Below are 21,909 nucleotides of genomic sequence, written 5' to 3'. Positions count from 1 at the left end.
TTGGCTAACAACCACGAAATACGGATACCCGATTAGTTGAGTGATCTTTTTGACTCTTGGCGGCGTTCTGCCCAGCGGCGGATGTCGGTGGGTTTCCAGCGGCGCTGGGCTTTGCTTTCGCTGCTGGTGGGTAGCAGCATTGCAGCGGGGAAGTCGGGTAGGCAGGCGTAGCGCTCGATGACGTGGCGGCGGGTGACGCTCAGATAGTCGGCGACGGTGTCGGCATCCCATAGGCGGTCATCGGGCTTGAGGGTGCGCGGTGGGTTTTTTAGCGCTTCGGCCAAGCCTTGTAGGGTGAGCAGTAGGGCGTGGGTGTCGATTAGCGCGGTTTGATTTGACTGATTCATACGGCCTCCGATTTGTGTGACGGGGTGATCGTGTGGGCGGCAGGGTTGTTGGCCTTGGCTTGGTGATCGCGTTTTTGTTGGTCAAAGCGCCAGCTGGCGCGGCTGTTGCGCTGTTTGCGCGCTTGGGTCTGTGTGTTGCATGGTTTGCGTGGCATTAATCGGCTCGGCCTATGATGTCGATGGATTGGCAATTGCTGCAGTGCTTGGGTAGCACTGCGCCACGGCCAAAAATCGTGCGGCAGCTGCGGCAATAAAATTTCAGTTCGCGCATCGGATGCCTTGCTTTTGCTGTTTTTCGATGCGGGTTTGGCATTCAAAGCAGCTGCCGTATACCTGGCGATGCGGCTCAAGATCGTCGCCACAATGGCGGCATTCAGTGGCAAAGCGCATGCGAGCAGCGCTGCGGGTTTTTTCGATTGCGGTATCGCGGTTGGCTTGCTCGATATCGCTGGCGAGGTCGTTTGGATCTGACATTTAGATGGGGTACTCCGTGTTGAGGAATTCTTCGCGGCGGTTTTTACGGTGCCAGTATTCGATTTGCAAATGGTGGTAGCGGTTGATTTCGGCTTTGATTTGGATCCAGCTGTAGGGCGGCTCTTGCCAGTCTTTTCCAGCTAAGAGACGTGCCATTGCTTCGGTGTGGGTTTTGACCATTTTGAGCTGGCGCGTGAATGAGCGGCGTAGTCGGCGATTCATGTTTAGGCCGCCTTTTGTTCGATGATGGACGCTTGGTGCTGGCCGTTGGCTTGGCGGCTGATGTGTAGCAAAACTTTGACGGTATGATCGGCTAGCGCTATATCTGCATGATTTACAGCGATATGCACCGTAGAGGTATTGTTGTTTCCAATGCCTTGTAGGTCGTCTAGTTTTTCTTGCAGATCGTCGTTTTCGTCGGCTAGATCGGTAAGGCGAGTGTTGAGTTTGGCGATTTCTTGGTCGCGTAAACCAAGCGCTTTGTTGGCGGCATTGAGTGCGGATTGCAGCTGTTGGATTTGCTCGGGCGTATAGCTTTCTGCGGCTGCGGCGTCTTCGAGCTGCTTGGTGTTGTGGGCTGCTTTAGCGCTGTCGGTCATTTGCCAGCGGCAGAGATCGCCATTGCGTAGTGGGGCGATTTTTTCGATATCGCCGTTGTTGAGTAGGGTGTTGAGTGAGCGGCTAATTTGGTCGAAGGTTTCAGCCAGATCGCAGTGGTTGTAAATGGCTTTGCGATCCATCGGCTCGCGGGCGGCAGCGAGTGTGCTGCGAACTTGCTCAATCAGTGTGTTCATGTTGATTGCCTTAGTGTTTGATTAAAAGCCAGCCGATTCCGGCGGCAGTCCAGAGCGCCGCAATTGCGGCCATCACGATTAATTCTTTAAGCTTTTGCATTTGCGTGTGGCCCAGTACCAGCCAGCGCGATCGTCGATTTCGGTGACGCGCCAGCCGTGGCGGGTTAGGTAATTGAGTAGCGTGTAATCGTTGGAAACATCGCGTACCAGCTGCGCGCCTTTGGGGCGCAAATTGATGTTGGGGATTTTGTGGGCGGCGATCATTACTGCACCTCTTTGGCGAGGTATTCGATCGCAAAGCCGTGTAGGCGGTGTTCTTGTGCTGAGTCATCAAGGTTGGTGCTGATCTTTGTGTCTCGCGCCATCCAGACTTGATAGTGGGCGTGCGGCTCAATAGAAGGGTGAAGGTCGCACTTTGACCAGCCGTGCGATTCGATCAATGCATTGATGGTTTTAATCTGCTCGATGTGCTCGATTTGAATTTCGATGCCTGGTGTGCCGTAGGTGTGATTGCGGAGCGCCGGTGCTGCTTGGATATTGTCGAGCTGGTTGATTTGGTCGATAAGGCGCTCTTGCAAGTCGATGCTGTGTTGCATCGCTTCTAGTTCGTGCAGGGCGCGTAAATAGCCTTGCTGAGTGGCTAGCTGGGTCAGTTGATAGAGTTGCATGGTTTCACCTCACTTGTGTTGTGAGGCAAATATCACATATGAGTTTTTATTTGTCAAACTCATTTGAGTTTATTTTGGTTGGCCGTGTGTTTTTTTGTGGTTTTTTGTGATTAAAAAAACACAATAGGGATAGACGGTGGCTTCAGTTTTGGCTGGGGTGTTAAAAAATCAGCTTAGTTTTGATTTGTTCGAATTCTGACTTAGTTAGAAGGCCTTTTTCGAAAAGGGTAGATAGTCTTTCAAGTAGATGAATGGTGTTCTCGGTGTGGGTAGATTCTTCTGGCTTTTTCTTGGAGGACGGGTCGTTTTCGCCAGTTGCTAGCCAGTGGGGGTCTACGTCTAGAATTAGTGCTAACTGTGCCAGTTTGGTGGTGCTTTTCCTTGTGCCATTTTCTAATTGAGAAATGTGGTTTTGAGATAGTCCTGATTGTGTGGCAATTTCAAGTTGTGTGAAATTTTTAATGCTCCGAGCTGATCTCAGTCGATCAGCTAGCGATGATGTGGTGGCGGTTGTTTCTTGGTTTAGCATCGAGCCGCTGCCATCAGCTAGCCAGATGGCTGATACTCCAAGGGTTTGTGCTGCTCTAATGCAGGTTGCGGCATCTAGATTTTTTGTGTTGCCATTGCACCATTGGGTGATCGCGCTGCGAGTGACTTTTGCTGCTTTAGCGAGGTGTGTATTGTTGATTTTGCTGTGTTTCATAGCGGTATTGATTCGATCGGCAAGGGTGCTCATGGATTTTGTACTGTGTTTGGGGTTGATTTAAATTATAGCAATTTAAGGGTTTAGATGATCTGGGGAGGTTTTGGCGCGCAAAAGAAAGCCCGCCGAGGCGGGTTGCGGGGTTAAAAGTCTTTCTGAGTACCATCTTCATAAATAATGCTTTGTACTTTGTAAATGGCTTTCATATCATTTTTATCAGTGTCTTTCATCCATATGTGCTCGCTTTTGAACTCATTGAAATCAAAGCCTGTTGCGTATTCGTATGTTGATTCATTGGGTGCTGGCGGCGAGTTGAGCGTCCACAATAGTTTGTGTTGGGTTTCGCCAAATAGGTCTTGAAATAACATAATTCCTTTGATGGCTCTAGCTGGTTTTTCTAGGCTTACCGCAGTGAGCTCTATGTCGAAATAAATGCCGCTTTTGTACTTTTGAGTTTTGTATTCTTTGTGAAGAATTTTGGCTGAGATGATCTTTTCTGATTCAGTTAAGGTTTTTTTCTTGTCTGATTTAAGGGTAGCTGCTGCTGTTGTTTGTGTTGTTGGTGTAGTGTTGATTGCCGTGGCGGCGGCGGCCACCTTGTCAAAACATTCAAGTCTTTTTTTGTCTGGTTTGATATTAATGCAATCAGTGAATTGAATTGCATTTGCGCTGTTTGCTAATAGAACTAATGACATCAGGGTGATTGTCTTAAACATAGGCTGCTCCAAAGTTGGTAGGGTGAAATTTACGCTCGTTGCAAGCAAAAGAAAACCCGCCGAGGCGGGTTGTTGCTTGCTTGTGCCCTTATAGCATCGTGGGTGGGGTGTGGGCTTGGCGGACGCGTCCGATGAGCTTCATTTGCCCGATTTGCTCGGTGGTGATCAGTGTGTCGCGGTGGTTTTCGCTATTGTCACTTTTTACCAGTAGGCTGCCATCCATTTGCCGGATCAGGCGTTTGCAAAATAGCTCTCCATTCCAGCTGAATAGATAAATTCGGTTATTGAGGATGTCGGTTAGGCTGTGGCCGTCGAGCTGCTCGACGAGGAGGCGGTCGCCATCTTTGACGGTGGGCTCCATGCTGTCGCCAGCGGCGCGGCACCAAAAAGTGTGTTCAGGTTTAAGTCCCAGTCTATTTAACTCATTCTTGTCAGTGAAGTATTGGTGTGAAATCACTTCAAAAGTGAGTTCGCCGGTGCCGCAGCTGGCTTTAATCTCGTAAAAGGGTAGCGCGATTGAGTTGGTATGCTCTGCGTATTCTTCTAGGCTAATTTCGCCTGCTTTGAGGGCTTGGTTTGCGGCCAAAATTCTTGTTGCTTCATCATTATCGATGCTAAGTGACGCGTTGCTTTGTCCGCCAAGAGGGTTGTTGCTGATCATTGGACCCTTACCTTCGGCTAGCCATAGGGCGCTAATGCCGAGCGCGTCCGCAAGCTGGGGTAGGAATGTGGCGCTTCGATTGCGGCCAGATTCGATATTCCCAATTGATGATTGGCTGACGCCGATTTTCTTCCCAAGATCCTCTTGTGAGAGCTTGAGTTCTTTTCGGCGGTGGCGGAGGCGATCTGCAAGTGTGTTCATAATCTCGATTGTATTAGAAGTCGTTGCCACATTGGAGTTTACAAAACAAACACAAATGAGTTATAAATGCGTCAATTAATTCATTGGTGTTATTTTTATGAGTCCAAATTGGCAAGAAATCGTCGCTAATTTGCTTAGTTCTGGCCTTGGTCGTGCTGAGTTGGCCGAGCAAATTCAGTGTTCTAAGTCGATGGTTGATCAACTTGCTCGCGGTGATCGTGGCGAGCGATTGAGTTATTCAATTGGGACTAAGTTGGTTTCTTTGCATTTGGCTCGTTGCCCTGTTTCCTCATCGGCCCTTACTGAATAGGGGCTGATTTTTGCCGGCCTCTTGTGGGCTGGCTTTTTTTATTTGTAGTCGATGCCACAAAGGCATTTTGATTTAAATAGCGCGCGGAGTCAGCGCACAACAAGCTAGTGAGGTGTGTGAAATGGATGTGAAAGCGAGTGTAGTTGATGCAGCGCGGGCGGATTGTCGGTTGTGGGCGTATTCGCAAGAAGATTTGAGCCAGAAAGTAACGGGCTATCCGCAAACCTTGCGACATAAGCTGACGGGACATAATCGCGCGGTGTTGGGTGTGGATGATGCGTTGTCGGTGATGGAATTGACAGGTGGGCGCAATACGATTGCGGCGATGGCGCGGCAGTTGAATGGCGTGTTCGTGCAATTGCCCGAGCTGGGCGCAATTGAGGACGATGAGGATTTGCTGGTGGCGCTGATGCATATCAGTACGGCATTTGGTGAGTTGTCGACCAGGGCGCAGCAGGCCGTGGGCAATGATGGGCGGGTGGATGTGCGCGAGCGTGCAGGTTTGCTCAATACCGCGCAGACGGTACATGCCAAGGTGCTGCATTACCTGGCGTTGTTGGATCGTGTGTATGGCGATGATGAAGTGCAGGATTTGTTGCGCCATGAGAGCCGTAGCGGCGTTGTGGTGGCGTGATTTTCGGAGTGTGGGGTGGGGATATGAGTCGTATGCGTTTGAAGGTGGAATCGTATGTGAGTAATGACAAAACACTGTGGGCGTATTCGCTGCTCAAAGGTGGGCGTGATGAGGTGTATTCGACGTCGAGCGGCTATTTGTCTAAGGATGCTGCGCATACGGCGGGTAAAGATAAGCTGGCAGAGCTTGAGGCTCTGCGATTGGGGCGGGTGGGTGCATGAGTCGATTTTTTATTAATGATGATGAGTGGCAGGCGCTGATGGGTTTGCCGCATATGCCGCACCGTCTTTATGTCGCATTGCGGCGGCGGATGGATTTTAGAACTGGGACGGTGGGTGCGCGGCCTAAGATCAGCTATCAGGCCTTGCGTGAGGATTTGTATATTGAGCCGTGCCAAGGTCGGGCGGCGAATGAGTCGGGTTCGCCGAAGCTTGAGGCGTTGCGGCATGCTGTGAAGTTGCTCGAGCGGGCGGGGTTGTTGCGGGTGGTTCCTGCTGATCGGCAGCTTATTTTTTCGCTTATTTTGGCTGATACATCAGAGTCACGTTCTGTAGAAGTACCCCAGATTAACAACAGATTAACAACAGACCAAGAGCAACAGAGCGAAAGCCAATCAGATCAAGGGTTTGCGGAAGATGTGCCACAGATTAACCCCATAGCCAAAAGCAACGAAGTACCCCATACATCAGAGTTCGGTGATCTGAGAAAACCTTCTTATTCAATAGAATCATCATCTCAAACTGTAAATAGTGTTGCTGTGGATAACTCGCCGATGATGAAGGATGGGTTTGGCAAGATTAAAAAAGCGAGTGATTGGGTTCCGATCATGCTTGAGCTAGGGTTCGAGCAAAAAGCGGTTGGCAGTGATGAGGCGGCGAAGGTCTTTTACCGTTGGTTTGCTGATGGCGTGTTGCCTGCTGAGGTTTTTGAGGCAAGGCGTGGTGCTGGATCCGTGGCAAAAACGGTGATGTATTTGGCTAAGGTGGTTGAAACGCGACGGCTCGAGGGTGGTGGGCGAGATAGCCAAGGCAAGCCTTTGCCTGTGTTGTCTTGGATGGAATCATGGTCTGGCATTGTTTCGGCTGGCGCTGAGTATGGGCTTGAGCAAGGGAAAGATGAGCACGCTTGGTCGTTTAAGCAACGGGTATTTGCGCGGGCTGGTTTGCCGCCGCCGGTGATGCATTGAGAGGAGGTGTGTGATGGCAGTAAAAAATGCGTGGACTCGCCCTGCTGGGGCGGATGGGTATTTACCGATTGTGATGTTGCGGCAGCGTTTGGCGGCGATGTATGGGGCGCGTTGGTCGGCTTTGTTTGCGGATGAGTCGGCGATGATTGCTTGGCAGGATGAGGCGGCGGCGTTTTTGTATGCGCAGGGTGTGAAGTGGATTTGGATGCGGGCGGCGTTGGATCGTTTGCGTTCGAGCTTGAAGGCGGATTCTATGCCGCCATCGTTGGGCGAATTGGCGGCGATGTGCAGGCCAGAGGCGGATTACAAGGCGGCGTTTGTCGAGGCGCAGCGTAAGGCGCATGCACCGGATGCGTTGGTGGCGGATTGGTCGAGCCCTGCGGTGTATTGGGCGGCGTATGATTTTGGCTTGAGTTCAATTCGTTCGGCGAGTTTTCGCGGGGTGGGTAAGGTGCGCTGGATTGAGTGTTTGGCGCGGCGGTTGGAGGGCAATTGCCCGCCGATTCCTGAGCGGCCACCGGAGAAGGTGTATGCGCGGGGTGATGTGGCTGCGGCTAAGGCGGCGTTGGGTGGATTGGCAGAAATGTTGAATCAGAAGGTGAATGGCAAGGCGGTTGTGCGGTAAAATAGCGGTTCAAAATAAAGCCCTGCTGATTGCTGTGTATGCAGCGACGGACGGCGGCTAGAGGTCCCTATTCAGGTGGTCAGCACGCGGGGGCAGAATGATCGAATTTATTGATAAGCAGTTGAAGGATTGGGCGGATTGGGCTGGGCGACGTGATGATTGTGGCTTGGGTTATGTGCAGAGCCAGTTGGCTCGGTTAGGTCAGGCAGCAGGTGGTGGGAAGTTTGCAGGGTTGCCGCATGATGTGTGTGAGGATGACATGCATGAGTTGCAAAAGATTGTGGCATATTTGCCGTTTGAATTGCATCAGGCGGTTTGGCAGTGTTACATGATGCCTGGTACGGCGGGGCAGCATGCACTGGCTTGTGGTTGCCATCGTGATACGTATTACACGCGCTTGCATCGGGCGCATGTTTTGGTGATGGAAGCTTTGCAGGTTGGGATTGATGAGGTGCCTTTGTTGGTGGTGGGGCGTGCGGCGATGGCTGCGTGCTTGGGGGCTGGAAATGTGGTGGTGGTAAATAATTTAAAAAAAGTATTGACGGCTTAGCTCCGACACTTTAACCTTCAAACCGCTATGAGTTGATTACTACGTCTAGCGAAAGAAACCCCGCCCGAAAGGTGGGGTTTTGTCGTTTCTAAGCCCTGCCTTTGCGCGGGGTTTTTGTGTTTCTGGCGCTGGCGGATGTAGTGGACAGTCGCGACAACAATCCCAATTCTTGCCCCCGCTTGATTGATTGTCGTTGGCTGTCCAGTGCGTCTGCTGTGAGTGGTCGATGCTTTGCCAGTTCCCGTTTGGGGCTGGCTTTTTTTATGCCTGCTGTTTGGAGTGAGTAATGCCAGTTGCAGCAAAGAAGCCCTGTTCGCATGTAGGTTGCAAGTCGTTAGTGAGTGGCGGACAGGGCAAGTGCGAGGTGCATAAGAAGCAGGCTCGCAAGGAGTTTGATGATCGACGTGGGTCGGCTAGTGAACGTGGTTATAACCATGTTTGGGCTAAGGCGCGTGCAACCTATTTGCGGCGCAATCCTTTGTGCGTGATGTGCAAAGCGGCTGGACGATTGACGCCTGCGAATGTGGTCGATCACATCGTGCCGCATAAGGGCGACCAAGAGTTGTTTTGGGATACGGACGGCAATTGGCAGTCGCTTTGCACGACCTGCCACAGCATGCACAAGCAGCGACTCGAGCGTTCGGGTGGCTGCTGATTCTGACGGCTTGGCGTGGATTCTTACAGGTTGCCGCAGGTTGTGGGGTGGGGGGGGGGTAAAAAGTCTATGCCCTCACCATTCAGAACCGGTAGCTTAGCCATTAACAAATTATTCCTTGATTTTCATAGGGGGGGGTCTGAATCGCCTTCCATTGTGAGATCGCTTCATTTTTCATTTGATTTGATGTTTTGCTGCTTTGGAGTTCGCTATGGGGCTTGAAACCCGCAAAGCTGGCGGCTCCAAGCATGGATACCGTCCGCCCAAGTTTTTAAAAACTCGCAGATCGCGTCAAGTTTGGTCGTATTTGATTGATGCGCTCGACCAAGCGAAGATCGATTACACCTCGGCGCTGATGTCGATCGCGATGTTGGCCGACAAGATTGACGGCTGGCGCGAACATGCCGACGCAGTTTATGCCGAAGGTGACCGATACGAAGAAGATCGTAACAAGGGCTCGCTCGAGTCCGACGAATCGATGGCCGAACGCCGCGCTCGCGTCGAAGTGCTGAAAGACCTCGATCAAACGGGCCTGACGGTTTTATCCGTGGCGCAAGTTCGCGCCATTGATCGCTTGGCGAATCAAAACGATTTGTTCAACCCCTTTGAGCTGATTGGTCAACTGGATCAGGCCTCTGCAGGCTTAATGCCATCGCCCCCACCGTGGACGATGCGCCCGAAAGAAAAACAAATATGGAAAGAGCTCTTGCCACTGCTTGAACCCAGCGGCTTTGATTTTTCTACGGCTGGTATTTCACTTGGCCTGCTGTGTGCCGCGATTGCCGATTGGCAAGATTGCAAAGAATGGATTTCTGATCACGGTGGTCGGCATTTTGCCGCCAGCGCGGAAACAGGTCGCACCTACGAAATTAGTGCCAGTTACAACAGGGCAAAAATCGCCAAACAAATTCGCGAGCTACTCAAGAAAAACGGGATGACAGTCTACTCATGCGCCAAGAACAAAGCGATCAGCAAGGGCAAGATCATCAGCCCCGAGCTGGCCGAGATTCTGGGCTTCATCGGGGATCGGGTGGATTAATACCCGCTGGCTATCAGCAACAACTCTGGGACCAATACGGCCTCGATGTGCTCGACGGCAAAATCAACACCTGTCGCTACACGCAGCTGGCTGTTGAGCGTCACTTTCGTGATCTGCGTGAGGCTGGCGATAAAAGCTTGGTGTTCAACATCGCCCACGCCCAGCACGTTATTGATTTTATTCAAAAGCATTGCCGACAAAGTAAGGGGCAATGGGCAGGCCAAACGATTGATCTGCAACCGTGGCAGCAATTTTGGATTGCCGTCACGTTTGGCTGGCGCCGAATTGATGGCACACGCCGCTTTCGTACCTGGTACGAAGAAGTTGCCCGTAAAAACGGCAAATCGACCAAGCTATCCGGCATCGGTTTATACCTGTTTGCTGCCGACAAAGAGCCTGGTGCCGAGGTCTACACCGCTGCCACCAAACTCGAACAAGCCAAGATTACCCACGCCGAATCAGAAATGATGGTTCGGCAATCACCTGGCCTGCGCCAGTTGATCACCAGTCAAAACAACAAACTGTTTATTGCGGGAACGTCGAACAAATACGTCCCACTCGGTGCCGACGCTAAAACTGCCGACGGCTTGAACGTGCATGGCGCGATCATCGATGAACTACACGCCCACCCAAGTCGTGAGCTTTGGGACGTGCTCGATACCGCACGCGGTGCGCGGCGCAATAGTTTGATGTGCGCGATTACCACGGCGGGTTTCAATCAAGAGGGCTCAATCTGCCTCGAGCAGCGCAAATACTTAATCGATATTTTGGAGGGTACGACCGATGACGATTCGTTTGGTGGTGTTATCTACACCCTTGATGCAGAAGATGATTGGCGCGATGAGCAGCATTGGGGAAAAGCTAATCCAAATCTCGGAATCTCAGTGTTTGTCGATGAACTGCGCGACGCCGCTCGGAAGGCTGCCCAAGTACCTGCCGCTTTATTCAATTTCCTTACCAAACGACTCAATGTTTGGACGCAACAAGTCGAGGCTTGGCTCAATCTTGACGATTGGGACCAAGGCGCGGCGGTATTTGATGAGACAGCACTGCACGGGCGTGCGTGTTTTGGGGGGTTGGATCTGGCCAGTACCACCGATTTAACCGCGTGGGTGCTGGTATTTCCGCCCACAGGTAACGATCCAAATTGGTATGTGCTGCCACGTTTCTTTGTCCCTGAAGACAATATGGATCGCCGCGAAGTCAAAGATCGCGTGCCGTATCGCGCTTGGCATAAGCAAGGCTATCTCATCGCCACGCCAGGCAATGTGGTCGATCAAGAATATATCCGGCAACAAATCCTGCAAGACGCCCGCGACTTTGATTTGCAAGAGGTCGCGTACGACGAATGGAACGCCGCCAAGATCGCCACTGAACTGATGGACGACAGTATCAACATGGTCAAACTGCCGCAAAACTTCCAAATGCTCACTGCGCCCACCAAGCATCTCGAAGGCCTGGTGCTTTCAGGGCGCTTGGCGCACGGTGGGCATCCGGTGTTGCGCTGGAATGCCGGTAATGTCGTGCTGCTGTGCGATACCAATGACAACTATCGCCCCAACAAAAAGAAATCGCGTGATCGAATCGACGGCATCGTCGCCACGATCATGGCGATGAATCGCGCCTTGTTTGGTGAAGAGTTAAGTATTTATGAGTCTCAAGGCATTAGGACGGTGTGATGAAATTCAACTTTAAATGGCCTTGGGGCGCTAAAAATTCCGTAGCGTTGCTCAATGAGGCGATGGTTCGTGATGTTTACGGTGGCGGACTTTCTAAAGTCGGTCTTTCAGTTAACTCAAAAACGGTATTGCGAGTAAGTGCGTGTTATGCCTGTGTTCGCAATATTAGTGAGGATTTAGCCAAGCTTAATTTGCATTTATATCGACGTAAATCGCGTGGTAAAGAACGTGCTGTCGATCATTCCTTGTATGCCGTATTGGTTGCCAAGCCCAATGGCTGGCAAACGCCATTCGAGTTCGTGCAATTGCTGACTGCGTTTATGTTGCTGCGTGGTAATGGTTATGCGCTGATTGTGCGTGGTTACGGAGGACGGGTGATCGAGTTGTTGCCACTACATCCTGATCGAGTGGAGGTAAAGCAAGGCTTGGATTTGACCTTGAGTTATGTCTATACGGCCAGCAATGGGGCACGCAAAACATATCAGCAGCCTGACATCTTGCACTTGCGCGGGTTTACCTTGAATGGCTGGATGGGTGTTACGCCGCTTGAATATGCGCGTGACTCGTTCGGATTGGCAATGGCCGCTGAAGAGCATGGTGCTCGGATGTTTGGCGGCCGTGTTACTGGCCCAGGTGTTCTGAAAACGCCGAATAAATTGAGCGATCCGGCCTACAAACGTTTGCGAGAGAGTTGGGAAGAAAACGCAGATGGTTTAGAAAATGCTGCCAAGCCGTTAATTCTTGAAGAAAACTTAAGTTGGGAATCGCTTGGTTTGAAGTTGACCGATTTGCAGTTTCTTGAAACGCGGCGTTTTCAGGTGGAAGAAATTGCACGGCTGTTTCGTATGCCTCTGCATAAGATTGGGCAATTAGATCGGGCTACGTTCAGCAATATCGAGCATCAGTCGCAAGAATATGTAACCGATACGTTGTTGCCTTGGGCGCGGCGCTGGGAGCAGTCTGCGGCGCGTGATTTGCTGAGTGATAAAGATCGCCCTCTCTATTACATGGCGTTTATGTTTAACAGCCTACTACGTGGCGATATGAAAGCGCGTGGTGAATTCTACGGCAAGCTATTTTCAGTTGCTGCCTTGTCTCCAAATGATATTCGCGAAATGGAAGACCTCGATTCGTACGAAGAGGGCGACGGCTATTTCGTGCCTGCAAATTATTTACCAATCGCACAATCTGGGCAGCAAAAGGGGGTCGCCAATGGCACTTGAGGAAAAGGGGTTCTCGTTTGAGATTAAGGCCATTAGTGATGATGGCGTGTTTAGTGGTTACGGCTCGGTCTTTGCGTTGGTCGATAGCTGGAACGACATTGTGCAAAAGGGTGCATTTACTGCCTCTTTGGAGAAGTGGCGGGGTGAAAAGCGACTTCCTGCGATGTTGTGGCAGCACCGCCAAGGTGAGCCTATCGGTGTTTATACCGCGATGCGTGAAGACGATGTGGGTCTGTATGTCGAGGGTAAGTTGGCCTTAAAAACTGCTCGCGGCGCAGAGGCTTACGAGCTGATGAAAATGGGCGCGATTGGTGGTCTGTCGATTGGTTATGTGAGTCGTGATGATAGTTATGATCGTGTAACGGGCGTGCGAACGCTCAAGCAAATTGATCTTTACGAAGTATCGGTGGTGACCTTTCCGGCCAATGAGGCGGCTCGGGTTACTGGTGTGAAAGGGCTTCAAGCGGCGGCTGCTGCTGAGGCAAATGCAGTTCAGTCGTTGATTAATATTTTACGTGGAGCCTGAGAATGAACCGTTTTGAAACAAAAAATGCACCTGCTGGTGCAAATCCTGCTGACTTGCCACGCGTGATCGCTGAGTTGGGTCAGGCATTTAATGAATTTAAATCAACTAATGAGCAGCGCTTAAAGGCTGTTGAGCAAAACAAGCCAACTGGTGATTTTGAGGCCAAACTGGCTAACATCGACAAGGCATTAACTGATCTTGATGGTGTCAAATCTGCAATTGATGAACTCAGTAAGCGCAGTGCACGTGATGGTTTGGGTGGTGATGCACAAGCGCAAGAGCACAAAAAAGCATTTAATCGCATGATGCGCAAGGGCGATGACGATGGTTTGATGGACTTGCAGGCTAAGGCATTAAATTTAGGTACTGATACTGATGGTGGTTATGCGGTGCCTGAAGAAATCGACCGCAGCATTATCCAGCTTGAGCGTAATTTGGTGCCGATGCGTCAAATTGCCAATGTAATTACGGTGGGTACCGAAGATTACAAAAAGCTAGTCAATTCGGGTGGTGCTGTTGCTGGTTGGGTAGGTGAAACCGCTGCTCGCCCTGAGACTGCCGCTCCAAAACTGGGTCAGGTGGCACCGTTCTTTGGTGAGCTCTACGCGAATCCGGCCGCTACGCAAAAGATGCTGGATGATGTGTTTTTTGATGCCGAAGCATGGCTGGCGAGTGAGTTGTCCATCACCTTCGGCGAAAAAGAGAATGCGGCATTCACATCGGGTGATGGTGTTAGTAAGGCCAAGGGTATTTTGGCGTATGCCAATGCAGTAACTAGTGATGCAACTCGTGCCTTGGGTACGTTGCAGTACGTTGTTTCTGGTGCGGCGGCCACGATCAATGCCGATGCTTTGCTTGATTTGGTATATGCCTTGAAATCAGGTTATCGCGCCAACGCCAGCTGGATGATGAATCCATTGACGATTTCCATTTTGCGTAAGTTGAAAGACGTCGATGGTCAATACATTTGGCGTCCAGGTCTTGACGCTGGTGAGCCTTCAACTTTGTTGTCCAAGGCGATTGTTGAAAACGATGACATGCCAATTGTAGCGGCAAACTCTTTGCCGATCGCCTTTGGTGATTTCAAGCGTGGTTACACCATCGCTGATGTGCGTGGCACGCGTGTATTGCGTGATCCGTACACTAATAAGCCGTATGTGAGCTTCTATACCACCAAACGCGTCGGCGGCGGCGTGATGGATTCTAATGCCATCAAGTTGCTGAAGGTTTCTGTTTAATTGATATCTGCCCAGCTTCGGCTGGGCGATGAATGAGGTGTGAGATGGATGCAATCATTGTGTTAATTGTGGTGCTGACTGCTTTTAAATGGTCGCCAGATGGAATTGAAGTCATTGAATATCAGAAGGGTGATGATCCAGTTGGTATTGATGAGAAGGGTGCGGCGGTGGCGCTTGAAAATGGTTGGGCGAAGCTGCCTGATCTGATGGAAGTAGCGTCAGAGCTTTTGGTGAATGAGTCGTCATTGGTGGCAGATCGGTCTGGTGATGGGGTTTTGCTTGATCCTGAGGGGGGCTTGCCAGATGGTTCGCAGGCGGTGTTGGTGGCTGATCAGTCAGTTGAGGCGCAGGCGACAAAAGAAGCTTCGGCAAAGCCAGTAAAATCAAGCAAACCGTAATTATCTTCAACTAAGTAACCCGCCTCGGCGGGTTTTTTTACGCCTATCACATTGGATTGCCATGATTACCCAGCTCACGCTTCCGGCCTCTGAGCCGGTGAGTCTTGCCGATATGAAATCGTATCTCAAGGTCGATCACACCGATGAAGATGCGCTAATTAATATCTTGATTCCCGCAGCACGCCGCCGTGCAGAGCATTTAACTGGGCAAATCATCGCCCAGCGTACTTTTCGCGTCGATGCTTGCAAGTTTGGTGATGGTGTATTGCCGCTGAGTCCAGTTCAATCAGTGTCTGCGGTGCAATACCTAGATATAAATGGCGCGTTGCAAACGTTGCTTGGGGTCGATTTCTTTCCTTATCCACTCTCGCCGCAAATTTTTGCACCTACCACTGGCTGGCCCACGGTTAAAAGTGGCAAGCCCAACGCGGTGCAGGTTATTTGTACGGCGGGAATGAGCCCAGTGCCCGAGGATATTGTGGCTTGGGTGATGTTGCGCGTATCGACTGCTTTTGAAAATCGCAACGCAATCACTGATCTCAAAGTGGGTGAGTTGCCCGATTCATTTGTAGATGGGCTGCTCGATGCCTATTGCGTGGTGCGCGTATGAATCCCGCCAAGATGAAAGACAAAATCAACATCCAGCAGCGCACCAGCCAGAAAAACAGCTATGGCGAATCGACCGAAGTCTGGGTCGGTGTCGCTGTTGTCTGGGCAGAAGTGCATTCCTTGCGTGGCTTTGAGCGCACCGAATCTTATTTGGCCGATGCGCGTGCCGGTTGGCGGGTGGTGATTCGTACTCGCCCAGGCATTACGTCCGCGATGCGCGTCGTGACGCGCGGCATGATTTTAGAAATTAAATCAGCCTTGCCGATTGGCGCGACGGCCTTCACTGAGTTGATTTGTGAGGCCAACGCATGAGTGCCAATCTCAGTACCGATTCCAAGCAGGTCAAGCAAATGCTGGCTGATCTGGCTGATGTCGGCAAGCGGCGGCATGTGCTGGCGGCGCTATATCAGGGGGCGCAGGTCTATCGCAAAGAGATTGATCGCCGTGTTCCGCGTGGTGAAACACAATTTCTAAGCAAGAACATCAACGCATGGCGGGTACCCAAGCGCTATCAAATCGATGCCGAAGTGCCAGAGGCCAGAGCAGGGGTGATTCGCAATGTATTTCGGCTGAATAAGCCGCGTCGCGTAGCGCTGACGGGGCGCCGTTTTAAGCATAAATCGATGCGCGGGTCTGCTGCTGTCGTCAATGCGTTTTACGCCAAATACCTCGAGGGAGGCACTAAAAAAATGAGTGCTAGGCCGTTTATTCGCCCTGCTTATCAAGCGGCGCAAGCCTCAGCTTTTGCCGCCATCGAAACCAATATTAATAAATCCATCACGAAGCTCACCAAATGACCCATCTCGAACTCATCGTGCAAGCCATGTACACCAAATTGGCCGCATTGCCTGGGTTGTATGTGATGCGGCTTAGGCCGTTTGAAGAAGACGAGCTGCCCGCCAGTAATGTGCTGATTGAGGAGGTGTCGCCGATTGAAACACGGGTGATTGGTCCTCAAGACTGGCAATTGCAATTTAGCGTGGTGTCGATTGTGGCGGGTGATGCGCCGTTTGCTGAGTTGGAAGGTCGCCGCTCTGTGATTCACACCGCGCTACTGCCCGATACATCGTGGGGTGGCTTAATCGTTGATATCACCGCCAACGGATTTAAAAACGAGCCCGACCCCGAGTTGCCGCTGGTGCGGCTGTGGCAGCACTTCACCCTGCAATACCGTAATTCAACCCCTTTGGAGCCTTAGCGCATGAGCAAGAAACCAGCCGATCAGGCCTCGTCCGATCAAACCACTCAGCCCGCCGATGCGGGTTTTTTAACGCCTGCTGTTTCTGAGGTCACACCCCAAGAGGGTGGTAGCTATACCCGCGACCCTGAGACGGGCAAATTAACCAAAATCAGTACAGTCGAGGTAGAAAATGCCCTTAACCCGTAAAAAACTCCTGGTCGCCAAGATTGAAGCAACGTATGGCGTTGATGCTGTGCCGACCGGTGCGCAGGCGATTCAGGTCAATGATCTGTCAATCACGCCGCTCGATAATGATTTGGTTGATCGGAATCTGATCCGTGCCCATCTGGGTAGCTCGGATAAATTGCCAGGCGGTGCGCGGGTCAAGATCGATTGCACGGTCGAAATGACTGGCTCAGGCGCGGCGGGCACTGTGCCGAATATCGACGTATTGCTGCGTGCCTGCGGCATGGCGGCTGTGATCACAGCATCGATTAAGGTGGAGTACACCCCAGTTTCAGGTGCTTTTGAGTCGGCCACGCTGTATTACAACCAAGATGGCTTGCTGCATAAAGCCACAGGTTGTCGCGGCACCTGGTCGCTTGATCTGACAGCGAAAGACATTGCCAAGCTCAAACTTAGCTTCACTGGTATTTATTCGCCTGTGACTGATGCTGCGATGCTCGTACCAACGTATGCAGCAGTGCAAACGCCAGTAGTGGTCTCTGCCGCCAGTACTGCCGTCACGCTGCATGGCTTTGCGGGCAAGGTCGAGTCAATGTCGGCCGATTGCGGTAACGAAGTGGTTTATCGCGAGCTGATTGGTGTCAATGCCAAGTCAGTTGAAATCACCAATCGTGCCGTGGTGGGTGAGATCACAATGGAAATGCCAACCGTTACCGCTAAGGACTGGTTTGCTATTGCGATGGCTGCCACTTCTGGTGTGCTGGCGATTCAGCACGGCACGGTAGCGGGCAATATCGTTGCGATTGATGCCCCAAAAGTCTCGGTGAATAACCCTTCGTATCAAGATTCCGACGGCTACACCATGCTCAAAATGGGTTTGGCGATCACGCCGAATGCGGGTAACGACGAAATCAAGCTGACGTTTAAATAAACCCAAGGGCGGCGCTGTCGCCCTGTTCTAGATAGGTAATCCCATGTTGAAACTCGCTGCGCTCGCCATTTTTTGGCGCGAAATTACCGTGCTCGAACAAAGCACCCCCGATGTAGAAACCGAACTCAAATTCAAAGTGGCGTTTAAGCGCTTGCCTGCCGAGCAGTTGGCGCAGCGTACTTCGCCCGATGCCACTGAATCGGTCAACGACTTTTTGGCCAATGTGATTGCCGATTGGCAAGGTGTTGCCGATGAATCAGGCGAGCCGCTGGCCTACAGCGCAAACAATCTGCGCTACGTGCTGAGCGTGCCGGGCATGAGCCAGTTGCTGTTTGCCCGCTACCTGACCGAAGTCGGGAATTTGCGCGAAAAAAACTAATCGCGGCGGCGCAGCGGATCGTCGCTGGGTCGCCCAGCAAAGAAAATGCGTTTGAAACCGATTTGAGTTTGTTCGGGATCGAACTGCCAGTCGCCGAACTCCCCATCGATGACGATGCCGTATGGCCAGAATTGCAGCCCGTTATCGGGCTGTTTTCACGTTGCCAAACTCAGTGGCGAGTTGCGCCGATGGGTGGGGTGGTGGGCTTGGATTACGGTGGTGTGGCGCAAGTGCTGGTGATGTATGGCATTAGCGATGCAGATCGGCCGCAGTGCTGGGTTGATCTGCAAACGATGGAATATGCCGCGCTGGCAGTCATCAATGCGAAGTCTTAGTACGGATTATTTCTTCTTCAGGCTTTGCCGTAGGCCATATCCGAAAGCCAGCGGAACGCTCAACAGCATGATCCATGCCGCGCCAGATCCAGTGGCGAATAAAGCCCAAACGATATACAGCCAGATTGCAATGCCGATCAGCGTGACCGCGTTGCTCAATAACAAACCAACTACTTTCAGCATGGAATACTCTTTATGGCGAATAACGAAGTTCAGATCCGCATTACGGGTGATGGCCGTGTATTAGTTGCGGAGGCAGGCAAAGCCAGCCGTGCGCTTGAAAGTATAGGGCATTCTGCGCAAAAAGCGGGCGCTGATACGCAGTTAGGCTTTAGTAAAACCCGCAAGGGCCTAGAGTCGATTTCAAATCAGCTCGCTGATATTAAATCGCAAATGGTCGGTTTCTTTGCTGCCAGTTTATTTACCAATGGTCTTGGCGGCATTATTGCGACCAATGACGCACTGACCAATCTTGATAGCCGTCTGAAATTAGTCACCAATGGGAGTGCAAATTTAGTCGCGGTGCAGCAAATCTTATTTGCTCAATCGCAATCCTCACAAACGTCGTATCAAGCCAATGCCGATTTATATGTGCAAATGGCACGTGCCACCAAGGATTTGGGCGTTGCACAATCTCGGGTGATTGATTTTACCCAAAAAGTCAGCAAAGGGCTGGTCGTTGCCGGTGCGTCAACCGAGGGTAGTAAGGCCGCGCTGGTTCAGTTTTCGCAAGCCATGCAGTCTGGCGTGTTGCGCGGCGAAGAATTCAATTCGATCAACGAGCAAGCCCCGTTTCTACTGGATGCATTGGCAGCGGGCTTGGGTCGCGCGCGCGGCGAACTCAAAAACATGGCCGATAACGGCAAGCTCACTGCCGATATTGTGTTTCCAGCCATGTTGAAAGGCTTATCAACCGTCGATGCTCAGTTTGCGCAGATGGGGCCAACGGTGCTGCGTGCCACGCAAATGCTGTCCGATAACGCCGCAATGCAATTACATCACCTCAATGAGGCGCAAGGTGCGTCTGCGGCATTGGCGCAAGGCATTGTGTTTGTTTCTAATCACCTTGGCGTTATGGCGCAAGCTGCTGTGGTGGCCGCCGGTATTGTTGGGGTGAAATACGTTGGGGCGCTAGCGGCAAGTACTGGCGCAACTGTCATCGACATTCAAGCCAAGCGTGCAGCATTAGCCGCCGAGGCTGAATTAACCGCAGGTGCAGTGGTTCGCGCTGAACGTATGGCAGCGCTGGCCGTGCAAGATATGAATCGTGCTGGAGCGGCAGTGCAGGCCGCTGAGCTGCAAGTTGCGTCACAACGCGCCGTTGCGCTGGGCGAGCAGCAAACCACCGTGGTGGTCTTGGCTGCTGATGCAGAGCGCTACGCGTCTACGGTTCGCACGATTCAAGGTGAAATTCAGCTCGAACAAGTGCGCTTACGAGCGCAAATCAATGAAATTGGTCGCGCGCAGCGTACGGCAGCGCTGGCGGGGCTGTCGTTGGAATTAGCTGCTGCGACAACAGGTTTGGCGCGCGCAGAAGCGGCCTTAGCCACCGCCCAAGCTGATGCAACATTAACGACCAATGCGCTTACTGCTGCACAAGCTCGCTTAGATGCTGCTTTGGTCGCCAAGACTGCGGCTACCGGCACGGCGGCGACCGCGACGGCAGGTTTGAGTGCAGCACAAGGTGCTGCGGCAGGTGCGGCCACTGCGATGGCAGGGGCGACTACGGTAGCAGGGCGTGCTTTGGCATTAATTGGTGGCCCCATTGGGATTGCCGTTGGTGCTTTGGTCGTGCTGTGGCAAAACTGGGATTTAGTTGCCTCTAAGGCGGGAAACGCGGCGGCGGCAAGCCGTGAGGCGGCCAGGGATATTAAAGAAGCTTTGGCGGGCGGCAATCGCGCAAAAGCCGCTGATGCGCGCAATGTCATCGCCGATTCAAATGACAAGATTCAGGGCAAGATCAATGGCATAGAAAACGATTTGCGCAATTTAAAGCCACAAGATGCGCCAAGTCAGCGTGTGTTTGAGATGCGCAAAAAGATTCTGAATGACGGGCTTGAAGATTATAAAGCGCAGTTATTTAAAGGCAAAAAAGACCTTGAGGCCGCCGATAAAATCTTTGCGGAATTCAATACCGCAAATCCAGTCGAGCGGACACAAGGGGTTGCTACTGGATCTATCGATCAAACGACAGGGCAGGTGATCGGCCTTAAAAAGACTAATACGGTAGCTGATGCCTTTATTGCGGATAACGTGAGCAAGAAAGAGGCGTTGAGTGCGGCAATTGAAAAAGCGCGAGGCGATTATCGTGTCTTACTGCAAGACGCTAAAGATGGCGGTGCGACTCCTGAATATTTAGCAAAACTGGACAAGGCATTTAATAACAAAATCGCCAAGTTAGAGTCTGAAATGCCTAAGGAGAAAAAATCCAAAGGCGTTGCTGGCGCTATTCATGCGCCAACGGATACCGCCATTGCCAGCTTGCAAGCCAAGTTAGAAACCGCACGGCAAGAGGGCGCGGGGCAGGAAAAACTCAATGAAGGCGAAAAAGAAGGCATTCGCCTCGCCAAAGCCTACGCCCTAGCCAAAGACGATAAAACCCGCGCTGGCCTGCAAGCGCAAATGGCAGTCGCCAAAGAGATCGCCCAGCAGCTCGATGTGAATCAAGCCGCCAAAGCTTATCGCGACGATCAAGAAAAGCTCGCTGAGAACCGTGCCAAAGAGTTGGCGCAGCTTGGGCAGGATAGCGAGGTTTGGCAGCTCAAATTGCGCTTTTACGGCATGGAGCAAAGCGCGATTGAAGAAGTCGCGCTGGCGAAAACCGAGGCAAGGATTGCTGAGCTCGAAGCGCAGAAGGTCGGCGAGGCGGGGGTATCAATTCAGGCACGACTCAATGATGAAAATGAGCGTGAGCTCGCATTTTATCGCGAAAAAGCCGTGCAGCAAAAAGCCGCAATCGATGCACGCAAAGGTGTTGAAGGGCTAGAAGCTGCCGACAAAGCAGCCAAAGACTTCGCTGAGCAGCGCAAGAAAGAGGCTGATGATCTCAAAGGTATGTACACCGGTGTATTCCAAAATATGGAAGACGCGATGGTGAATTTCACAACCGGCGGCAAAACCAATTTCAAGGGCATGATTGATTCAATGGTGAGCGATTTGATTCGCTATCAAATTCGCCAATCCATTATTAAACCGATGTCAGATCTGCTGGGCGGCACATCCAGTGGTGGTGGCTTGCTGGGTAATGTAGGTGGGCTATTGGGCACGATTGGTGGTTTCTTGGGCGTCGGTTCATCAAACGTAAGCGCATTTGGCGGCACTTCTTCAGTATTTAAGCCTTCTTTTGCTGCTGCAAAGGGCTTTGATGTGCCAAGTGGCGTCAACCCCATTACTCAATTGCATCAAGAAGAAATGGTCTTGCCTGCGCATTTGGCTAATCCCATCCGCGCAATGGCAAAAAATGGTGGCGGCAATAGCGCTTCGAGCGGCGAAGTTACCCTGCATTTTTCACCGACGATTGACGCTCGAGGTGCGGATGCCGAGGCTGTTGCTCGAATCGAAGCTGGCATGGCTGAAATGGCAAAAAACTTCGACACGATGGTCACTAGTGCAATGCGTAGCGCCATGCTACGCAGCCGCCAAACACCACAATTTTAAGGGGC

At 51.7% G+C, this 21,909-nt stretch carries 33 protein-coding genes; 23 read left to right on the top strand and 10 right to left on the bottom strand.

All coding sequences use genetic code 11. The features are described from left to right. Positions 1-32: 32 nt before the first annotated feature. On the bottom strand, positions 33-347 hold the full coding sequence (locus Q320_RS19690; RefSeq protein WP_035853522.1) for a helix-turn-helix transcriptional regulator: 315 nt from the start codon (positions 345-347) through the stop codon (positions 33-35). Positions 348-379: 32 nt separating this feature from the next. Here Q320_RS19690 and Q320_RS22135 point away from each other — a divergent pair, with 32 nt between their 5' ends. Further along, positions 380-505, top strand: coding sequence for a hypothetical protein (locus Q320_RS22135; RefSeq protein ID WP_281174243.1), 126 nt, complete (start codon positions 380-382; stop codon positions 503-505). A gap of 100 nt (positions 506-605) precedes the next feature. Here Q320_RS22135 and Q320_RS21620 read toward each other — a convergent pair whose 3' ends face one another. From Q320_RS21620 to Q320_RS19680, 8 genes are all read right to left on the bottom strand, one after another. Then, positions 606-821, bottom strand: coding sequence for a hypothetical protein (locus tag Q320_RS21620; protein WP_156939057.1), 216 nt, complete (start codon positions 819-821; stop codon positions 606-608). Continuing rightward, the gene (locus Q320_RS0111945) at positions 822-1,043 is read right to left on the bottom strand and encodes a hypothetical protein (protein ID WP_027469191.1); all 222 of its coding nucleotides are present in this window, start codon (positions 1,041-1,043) and stop codon (positions 822-824) included. A gap of 2 nt (positions 1,044-1,045) precedes the next feature. Next, positions 1,046-1,615 carry a hypothetical protein gene (locus tag Q320_RS0111940; protein ID WP_027469190.1) on the bottom strand — a complete coding sequence of 190 codons (570 nt, stop codon included), beginning with the start codon at positions 1,613-1,615 and terminating at the stop codon, positions 1,046-1,048. A 78-nt stretch (positions 1,616-1,693) separates the two neighbouring features. Next, entirely contained in the window at positions 1,694-1,879 is a 186-nt protein-coding gene (locus Q320_RS0111935) for a hypothetical protein (protein ID WP_027469189.1), read from the bottom strand. Next, positions 1,879-2,283, bottom strand: coding sequence for a hypothetical protein (locus Q320_RS0111930; RefSeq protein ID WP_027469188.1), 405 nt, complete (start codon positions 2,281-2,283; stop codon positions 1,879-1,881). Before Q320_RS0111930 ends, Q320_RS0111935 begins: the two co-directional genes overlap by 1 nt. Before the next feature lie 160 nt (positions 2,284-2,443). Then, positions 2,444-3,019 carry a helix-turn-helix domain-containing protein gene (locus tag Q320_RS20900; protein WP_084282615.1) on the bottom strand — a complete coding sequence of 192 codons (576 nt, stop codon included), beginning with the start codon at positions 3,017-3,019 and terminating at the stop codon, positions 2,444-2,446. 110 nt (positions 3,020-3,129) lie between these two features. Continuing rightward, the gene (locus Q320_RS0111920; protein WP_027469187.1) at positions 3,130-3,702 is read right to left on the bottom strand and encodes a hypothetical protein; all 573 of its coding nucleotides are present in this window, start codon (positions 3,700-3,702) and stop codon (positions 3,130-3,132) included. Between the two features lie 88 nt (positions 3,703-3,790). Then, complete coding sequence (locus Q320_RS19680) at positions 3,791-4,564, bottom strand: XRE family transcriptional regulator (protein WP_035853519.1); 774 nt, start codon at positions 4,562-4,564, stop codon at positions 3,791-3,793. Positions 4,565-4,661: 97 nt separating this feature from the next. On the opposite strand from Q320_RS19680, the gene Q320_RS19675 reads away from it, so the two are divergent. The 21 genes from Q320_RS19675 to Q320_RS21610 all read left to right on the top strand — a co-directional run bounded on the left by Q320_RS19675 (position 4,662) and on the right by Q320_RS21610 (position 18,247). Then, the gene (locus Q320_RS19675) at positions 4,662-4,874 is read left to right on the top strand and encodes a hypothetical protein (RefSeq protein WP_035853517.1); all 213 of its coding nucleotides are present in this window, start codon (positions 4,662-4,664) and stop codon (positions 4,872-4,874) included. A 121-nt stretch (positions 4,875-4,995) separates the two neighbouring features. Next, on the top strand, positions 4,996-5,508 hold the full coding sequence (locus Q320_RS0111905; protein ID WP_027469186.1) for a phage regulatory CII family protein: 513 nt from the start codon (positions 4,996-4,998) through the stop codon (positions 5,506-5,508). 23 nt (positions 5,509-5,531) lie between these two features. Beyond that, positions 5,532-5,729 (top strand): hypothetical protein, encoded by a 198-nt coding sequence (locus Q320_RS0111900; protein ID WP_156939056.1) that lies wholly within the window; start codon positions 5,532-5,534, stop codon positions 5,727-5,729. Further along, the gene (locus Q320_RS20895) at positions 5,726-6,694 is read left to right on the top strand and encodes a hypothetical protein (RefSeq protein WP_051534693.1); all 969 of its coding nucleotides are present in this window, start codon (positions 5,726-5,728) and stop codon (positions 6,692-6,694) included. The genes Q320_RS0111900 and Q320_RS20895 overlap by 4 nt, the downstream gene beginning before the upstream one ends. Positions 6,695-6,707: 13 nt before the next feature. Continuing rightward, positions 6,708-7,319 carry a hypothetical protein gene (locus Q320_RS20890; protein WP_027469184.1) on the top strand — a complete coding sequence of 204 codons (612 nt, stop codon included), beginning with the start codon at positions 6,708-6,710 and terminating at the stop codon, positions 7,317-7,319. 97 nt (positions 7,320-7,416) lie between these two features. Then, positions 7,417-7,869, top strand: a complete 453-nt coding sequence (locus tag Q320_RS0111885; RefSeq protein WP_027469183.1) for a hypothetical protein — start codon at positions 7,417-7,419, stop codon at positions 7,867-7,869. Positions 7,870-8,155: 286 nt separating this feature from the next. After that, positions 8,156-8,524 carry a DUF8602 domain-containing protein gene (locus Q320_RS0111880; protein ID WP_027469182.1) on the top strand — a complete coding sequence of 123 codons (369 nt, stop codon included), beginning with the start codon at positions 8,156-8,158 and terminating at the stop codon, positions 8,522-8,524. 211 nt (positions 8,525-8,735) lie between these two features. Next, positions 8,736-9,563 (top strand): hypothetical protein, encoded by an 828-nt coding sequence (locus Q320_RS0111875; RefSeq protein WP_027469181.1) that lies wholly within the window; start codon positions 8,736-8,738, stop codon positions 9,561-9,563. Further along, positions 9,473-11,242, top strand: a complete 1,770-nt coding sequence (locus Q320_RS19660; protein WP_084282613.1) for a terminase large subunit — start codon at positions 9,473-9,475, stop codon at positions 11,240-11,242. Before Q320_RS0111875 ends, Q320_RS19660 begins: the two co-directional genes overlap by 91 nt. After that, positions 11,242-12,465: a phage portal protein gene (locus Q320_RS19655; RefSeq protein WP_051534691.1), complete on the top strand. Its 1,224-nt coding sequence runs from the start codon at positions 11,242-11,244 to the stop codon at positions 12,463-12,465. The genes Q320_RS19660 and Q320_RS19655 overlap by 1 nt, the downstream gene beginning before the upstream one ends. Continuing rightward, the gene (locus Q320_RS19650) at positions 12,455-12,991 is read left to right on the top strand and encodes an HK97 family phage prohead protease (RefSeq protein ID WP_051534690.1); all 537 of its coding nucleotides are present in this window, start codon (positions 12,455-12,457) and stop codon (positions 12,989-12,991) included. The genes Q320_RS19655 and Q320_RS19650 overlap by 11 nt, the downstream gene beginning before the upstream one ends. Positions 12,992-12,993: 2 nt before the next feature. After that, positions 12,994-14,229 carry a phage major capsid protein gene (locus Q320_RS0111855; RefSeq protein ID WP_051534689.1) on the top strand — a complete coding sequence of 412 codons (1,236 nt, stop codon included), beginning with the start codon at positions 12,994-12,996 and terminating at the stop codon, positions 14,227-14,229. A 44-nt stretch (positions 14,230-14,273) separates the two neighbouring features. Further along, positions 14,274-14,627, top strand: a complete 354-nt coding sequence (locus Q320_RS0111850; protein WP_027469179.1) for a hypothetical protein — start codon at positions 14,274-14,276, stop codon at positions 14,625-14,627. A 61-nt stretch (positions 14,628-14,688) separates the two neighbouring features. Beyond that, on the top strand, positions 14,689-15,237 hold the full coding sequence (locus Q320_RS20885; protein ID WP_051534688.1) for a head-tail connector protein: 549 nt from the start codon (positions 14,689-14,691) through the stop codon (positions 15,235-15,237). After that, positions 15,234-15,548 (top strand): phage head closure protein, encoded by a 315-nt coding sequence (locus tag Q320_RS0111840; RefSeq protein WP_027469178.1) that lies wholly within the window; start codon positions 15,234-15,236, stop codon positions 15,546-15,548. The genes Q320_RS20885 and Q320_RS0111840 overlap by 4 nt, the downstream gene beginning before the upstream one ends. Further along, positions 15,545-16,033 carry an HK97-gp10 family putative phage morphogenesis protein gene (locus tag Q320_RS0111835; protein WP_027469177.1) on the top strand — a complete coding sequence of 163 codons (489 nt, stop codon included), beginning with the start codon at positions 15,545-15,547 and terminating at the stop codon, positions 16,031-16,033. The genes Q320_RS0111840 and Q320_RS0111835 overlap by 4 nt, the downstream gene beginning before the upstream one ends. After that, a complete protein-coding gene (locus Q320_RS0111830) occupies positions 16,030-16,434 on the top strand; it encodes a hypothetical protein (RefSeq protein WP_027469176.1) in 405 nt (134 codons plus the stop codon). Before Q320_RS0111835 ends, Q320_RS0111830 begins: the two co-directional genes overlap by 4 nt. Before the next feature lie 3 nt (positions 16,435-16,437). Beyond that, complete coding sequence (locus Q320_RS0111825; RefSeq protein WP_027469175.1) at positions 16,438-16,623, top strand: hypothetical protein; 186 nt, start codon at positions 16,438-16,440, stop codon at positions 16,621-16,623. Beyond that, positions 16,607-17,533, top strand: coding sequence for a phage tail tube protein (locus Q320_RS0111820; protein ID WP_027469174.1), 927 nt, complete (start codon positions 16,607-16,609; stop codon positions 17,531-17,533). Before Q320_RS0111825 ends, Q320_RS0111820 begins: the two co-directional genes overlap by 17 nt. Positions 17,534-17,576: 43 nt before the next feature. Then, positions 17,577-17,912, top strand: coding sequence for a hypothetical protein (locus tag Q320_RS21615; protein WP_027469173.1), 336 nt, complete (start codon positions 17,577-17,579; stop codon positions 17,910-17,912). Between the two features lie 62 nt (positions 17,913-17,974). After that, entirely contained in the window at positions 17,975-18,247 is a 273-nt protein-coding gene (locus tag Q320_RS21610; RefSeq protein ID WP_035853515.1) for a DUF1799 domain-containing protein, read from the top strand. A gap of 6 nt (positions 18,248-18,253) precedes the next feature. On the opposite strand, the gene Q320_RS21605 is transcribed toward Q320_RS21610, so the two are convergent. Further along, positions 18,254-18,430 carry a hypothetical protein gene (locus Q320_RS21605; RefSeq protein ID WP_156939055.1) on the bottom strand — a complete coding sequence of 59 codons (177 nt, stop codon included), beginning with the start codon at positions 18,428-18,430 and terminating at the stop codon, positions 18,254-18,256. Positions 18,431-18,442: 12 nt separating this feature from the next. Between Q320_RS21605 and Q320_RS0111800 the strand changes: the two genes are divergently transcribed. Further along, positions 18,443-21,904 carry a tape measure protein gene (locus tag Q320_RS0111800; protein ID WP_027469172.1) on the top strand — a complete coding sequence of 1,154 codons (3,462 nt, stop codon included), beginning with the start codon at positions 18,443-18,445 and terminating at the stop codon, positions 21,902-21,904. Positions 21,905-21,909 lie beyond the last annotated feature (5 nt).

The organism is Deefgea rivuli DSM 18356, assembly GCF_000620145.1.
Lineage (GTDB): Bacteria > Pseudomonadota > Gammaproteobacteria > Burkholderiales > Chitinibacteraceae > Deefgea > Deefgea rivuli.
Note: the sequence above shows the minus strand (reverse complement) of the source record. Positions and strands in the feature narration are given on the sequence as shown.

What these genes read in the sequence shown, in the direction of transcription:
- Q320_RS19690 (WP_035853522.1), bottom strand. Translation starts at nt 347, where the DNA reads ATGAATCAGTCAAATCAAACCGCGCTAATCGACACCCACGCCCTACTG.
- Q320_RS21620 (WP_156939057.1), bottom strand. Translation starts at nt 821, where the DNA reads ATGTCAGATCCAAACGACCTCGCCAGCGATATCGAGCAAGCCAACCGC.
- Q320_RS0111945 (WP_027469191.1), bottom strand. Translation starts at nt 1,043, where the DNA reads ATGAATCGCCGACTACGCCGCTCATTCACGCGCCAGCTCAAAATGGTC.
- Q320_RS0111940 (WP_027469190.1), bottom strand. Translation starts at nt 1,615, where the DNA reads ATGAACACACTGATTGAGCAAGTTCGCAGCACACTCGCTGCCGCCCGC.
- Q320_RS0111935 (WP_027469189.1), bottom strand. Translation starts at nt 1,879, where the DNA reads ATGATCGCCGCCCACAAAATCCCCAACATCAATTTGCGCCCCAAAGGC.
- Q320_RS0111930 (WP_027469188.1), bottom strand. Translation starts at nt 2,283, where the DNA reads ATGCAACTCTATCAACTGACCCAGCTAGCCACTCAGCAAGGCTATTTA.
- Q320_RS20900 (WP_084282615.1), bottom strand. Translation starts at nt 3,019, where the DNA reads ATGAGCACCCTTGCCGATCGAATCAATACCGCTATGAAACACAGCAAA.
- Q320_RS0111920 (WP_027469187.1), bottom strand. Translation starts at nt 3,702, where the DNA reads ATGTTTAAGACAATCACCCTGATGTCATTAGTTCTATTAGCAAACAGC.
- Q320_RS19680 (WP_035853519.1), bottom strand. Translation starts at nt 4,564, where the DNA reads ATGAACACACTTGCAGATCGCCTCCGCCACCGCCGAAAAGAACTCAAG.
- Q320_RS19675 (WP_035853517.1), top strand. Translation starts at nt 4,662, where the DNA reads ATGAGTCCAAATTGGCAAGAAATCGTCGCTAATTTGCTTAGTTCTGGC.
- Q320_RS0111905 (WP_027469186.1), top strand. Translation starts at nt 4,996, where the DNA reads ATGGATGTGAAAGCGAGTGTAGTTGATGCAGCGCGGGCGGATTGTCGG.
- Q320_RS0111900 (WP_156939056.1), top strand. Translation starts at nt 5,532, where the DNA reads ATGAGTCGTATGCGTTTGAAGGTGGAATCGTATGTGAGTAATGACAAA.
- Q320_RS20895 (WP_051534693.1), top strand. Translation starts at nt 5,726, where the DNA reads ATGAGTCGATTTTTTATTAATGATGATGAGTGGCAGGCGCTGATGGGT.
- Q320_RS20890 (WP_027469184.1), top strand. Translation starts at nt 6,708, where the DNA reads ATGGCAGTAAAAAATGCGTGGACTCGCCCTGCTGGGGCGGATGGGTAT.
- Q320_RS0111885 (WP_027469183.1), top strand. Translation starts at nt 7,417, where the DNA reads ATGATCGAATTTATTGATAAGCAGTTGAAGGATTGGGCGGATTGGGCT.
- Q320_RS0111880 (WP_027469182.1), top strand. Translation starts at nt 8,156, where the DNA reads ATGCCAGTTGCAGCAAAGAAGCCCTGTTCGCATGTAGGTTGCAAGTCG.
- Q320_RS0111875 (WP_027469181.1), top strand. Translation starts at nt 8,736, where the DNA reads ATGGGGCTTGAAACCCGCAAAGCTGGCGGCTCCAAGCATGGATACCGT.
- Q320_RS19660 (WP_084282613.1), top strand. Translation starts at nt 9,473, where the DNA reads ATGCGCCAAGAACAAAGCGATCAGCAAGGGCAAGATCATCAGCCCCGA.
- Q320_RS19655 (WP_051534691.1), top strand. Translation starts at nt 11,242, where the DNA reads ATGAAATTCAACTTTAAATGGCCTTGGGGCGCTAAAAATTCCGTAGCG.
- Q320_RS19650 (WP_051534690.1), top strand. Translation starts at nt 12,455, where the DNA reads ATGGCACTTGAGGAAAAGGGGTTCTCGTTTGAGATTAAGGCCATTAGT.
- Q320_RS0111855 (WP_051534689.1), top strand. Translation starts at nt 12,994, where the DNA reads ATGAACCGTTTTGAAACAAAAAATGCACCTGCTGGTGCAAATCCTGCT.
- Q320_RS0111850 (WP_027469179.1), top strand. Translation starts at nt 14,274, where the DNA reads ATGGATGCAATCATTGTGTTAATTGTGGTGCTGACTGCTTTTAAATGG.
- Q320_RS20885 (WP_051534688.1), top strand. Translation starts at nt 14,689, where the DNA reads ATGATTACCCAGCTCACGCTTCCGGCCTCTGAGCCGGTGAGTCTTGCC.
- Q320_RS0111840 (WP_027469178.1), top strand. Translation starts at nt 15,234, where the DNA reads ATGAATCCCGCCAAGATGAAAGACAAAATCAACATCCAGCAGCGCACC.
- Q320_RS0111835 (WP_027469177.1), top strand. Translation starts at nt 15,545, where the DNA reads ATGAGTGCCAATCTCAGTACCGATTCCAAGCAGGTCAAGCAAATGCTG.
- Q320_RS0111830 (WP_027469176.1), top strand. Translation starts at nt 16,030, where the DNA reads ATGACCCATCTCGAACTCATCGTGCAAGCCATGTACACCAAATTGGCC.
- Q320_RS0111825 (WP_027469175.1), top strand. Translation starts at nt 16,438, where the DNA reads ATGAGCAAGAAACCAGCCGATCAGGCCTCGTCCGATCAAACCACTCAG.
- Q320_RS0111820 (WP_027469174.1), top strand. Translation starts at nt 16,607, where the DNA reads ATGCCCTTAACCCGTAAAAAACTCCTGGTCGCCAAGATTGAAGCAACG.
- Q320_RS21615 (WP_027469173.1), top strand. Translation starts at nt 17,577, where the DNA reads ATGTTGAAACTCGCTGCGCTCGCCATTTTTTGGCGCGAAATTACCGTG.
- Q320_RS21605 (WP_156939055.1), bottom strand. Translation starts at nt 18,430, where the DNA reads ATGCTGAAAGTAGTTGGTTTGTTATTGAGCAACGCGGTCACGCTGATC.
- Q320_RS0111800 (WP_027469172.1), top strand. Translation starts at nt 18,443, where the DNA reads ATGGCGAATAACGAAGTTCAGATCCGCATTACGGGTGATGGCCGTGTA.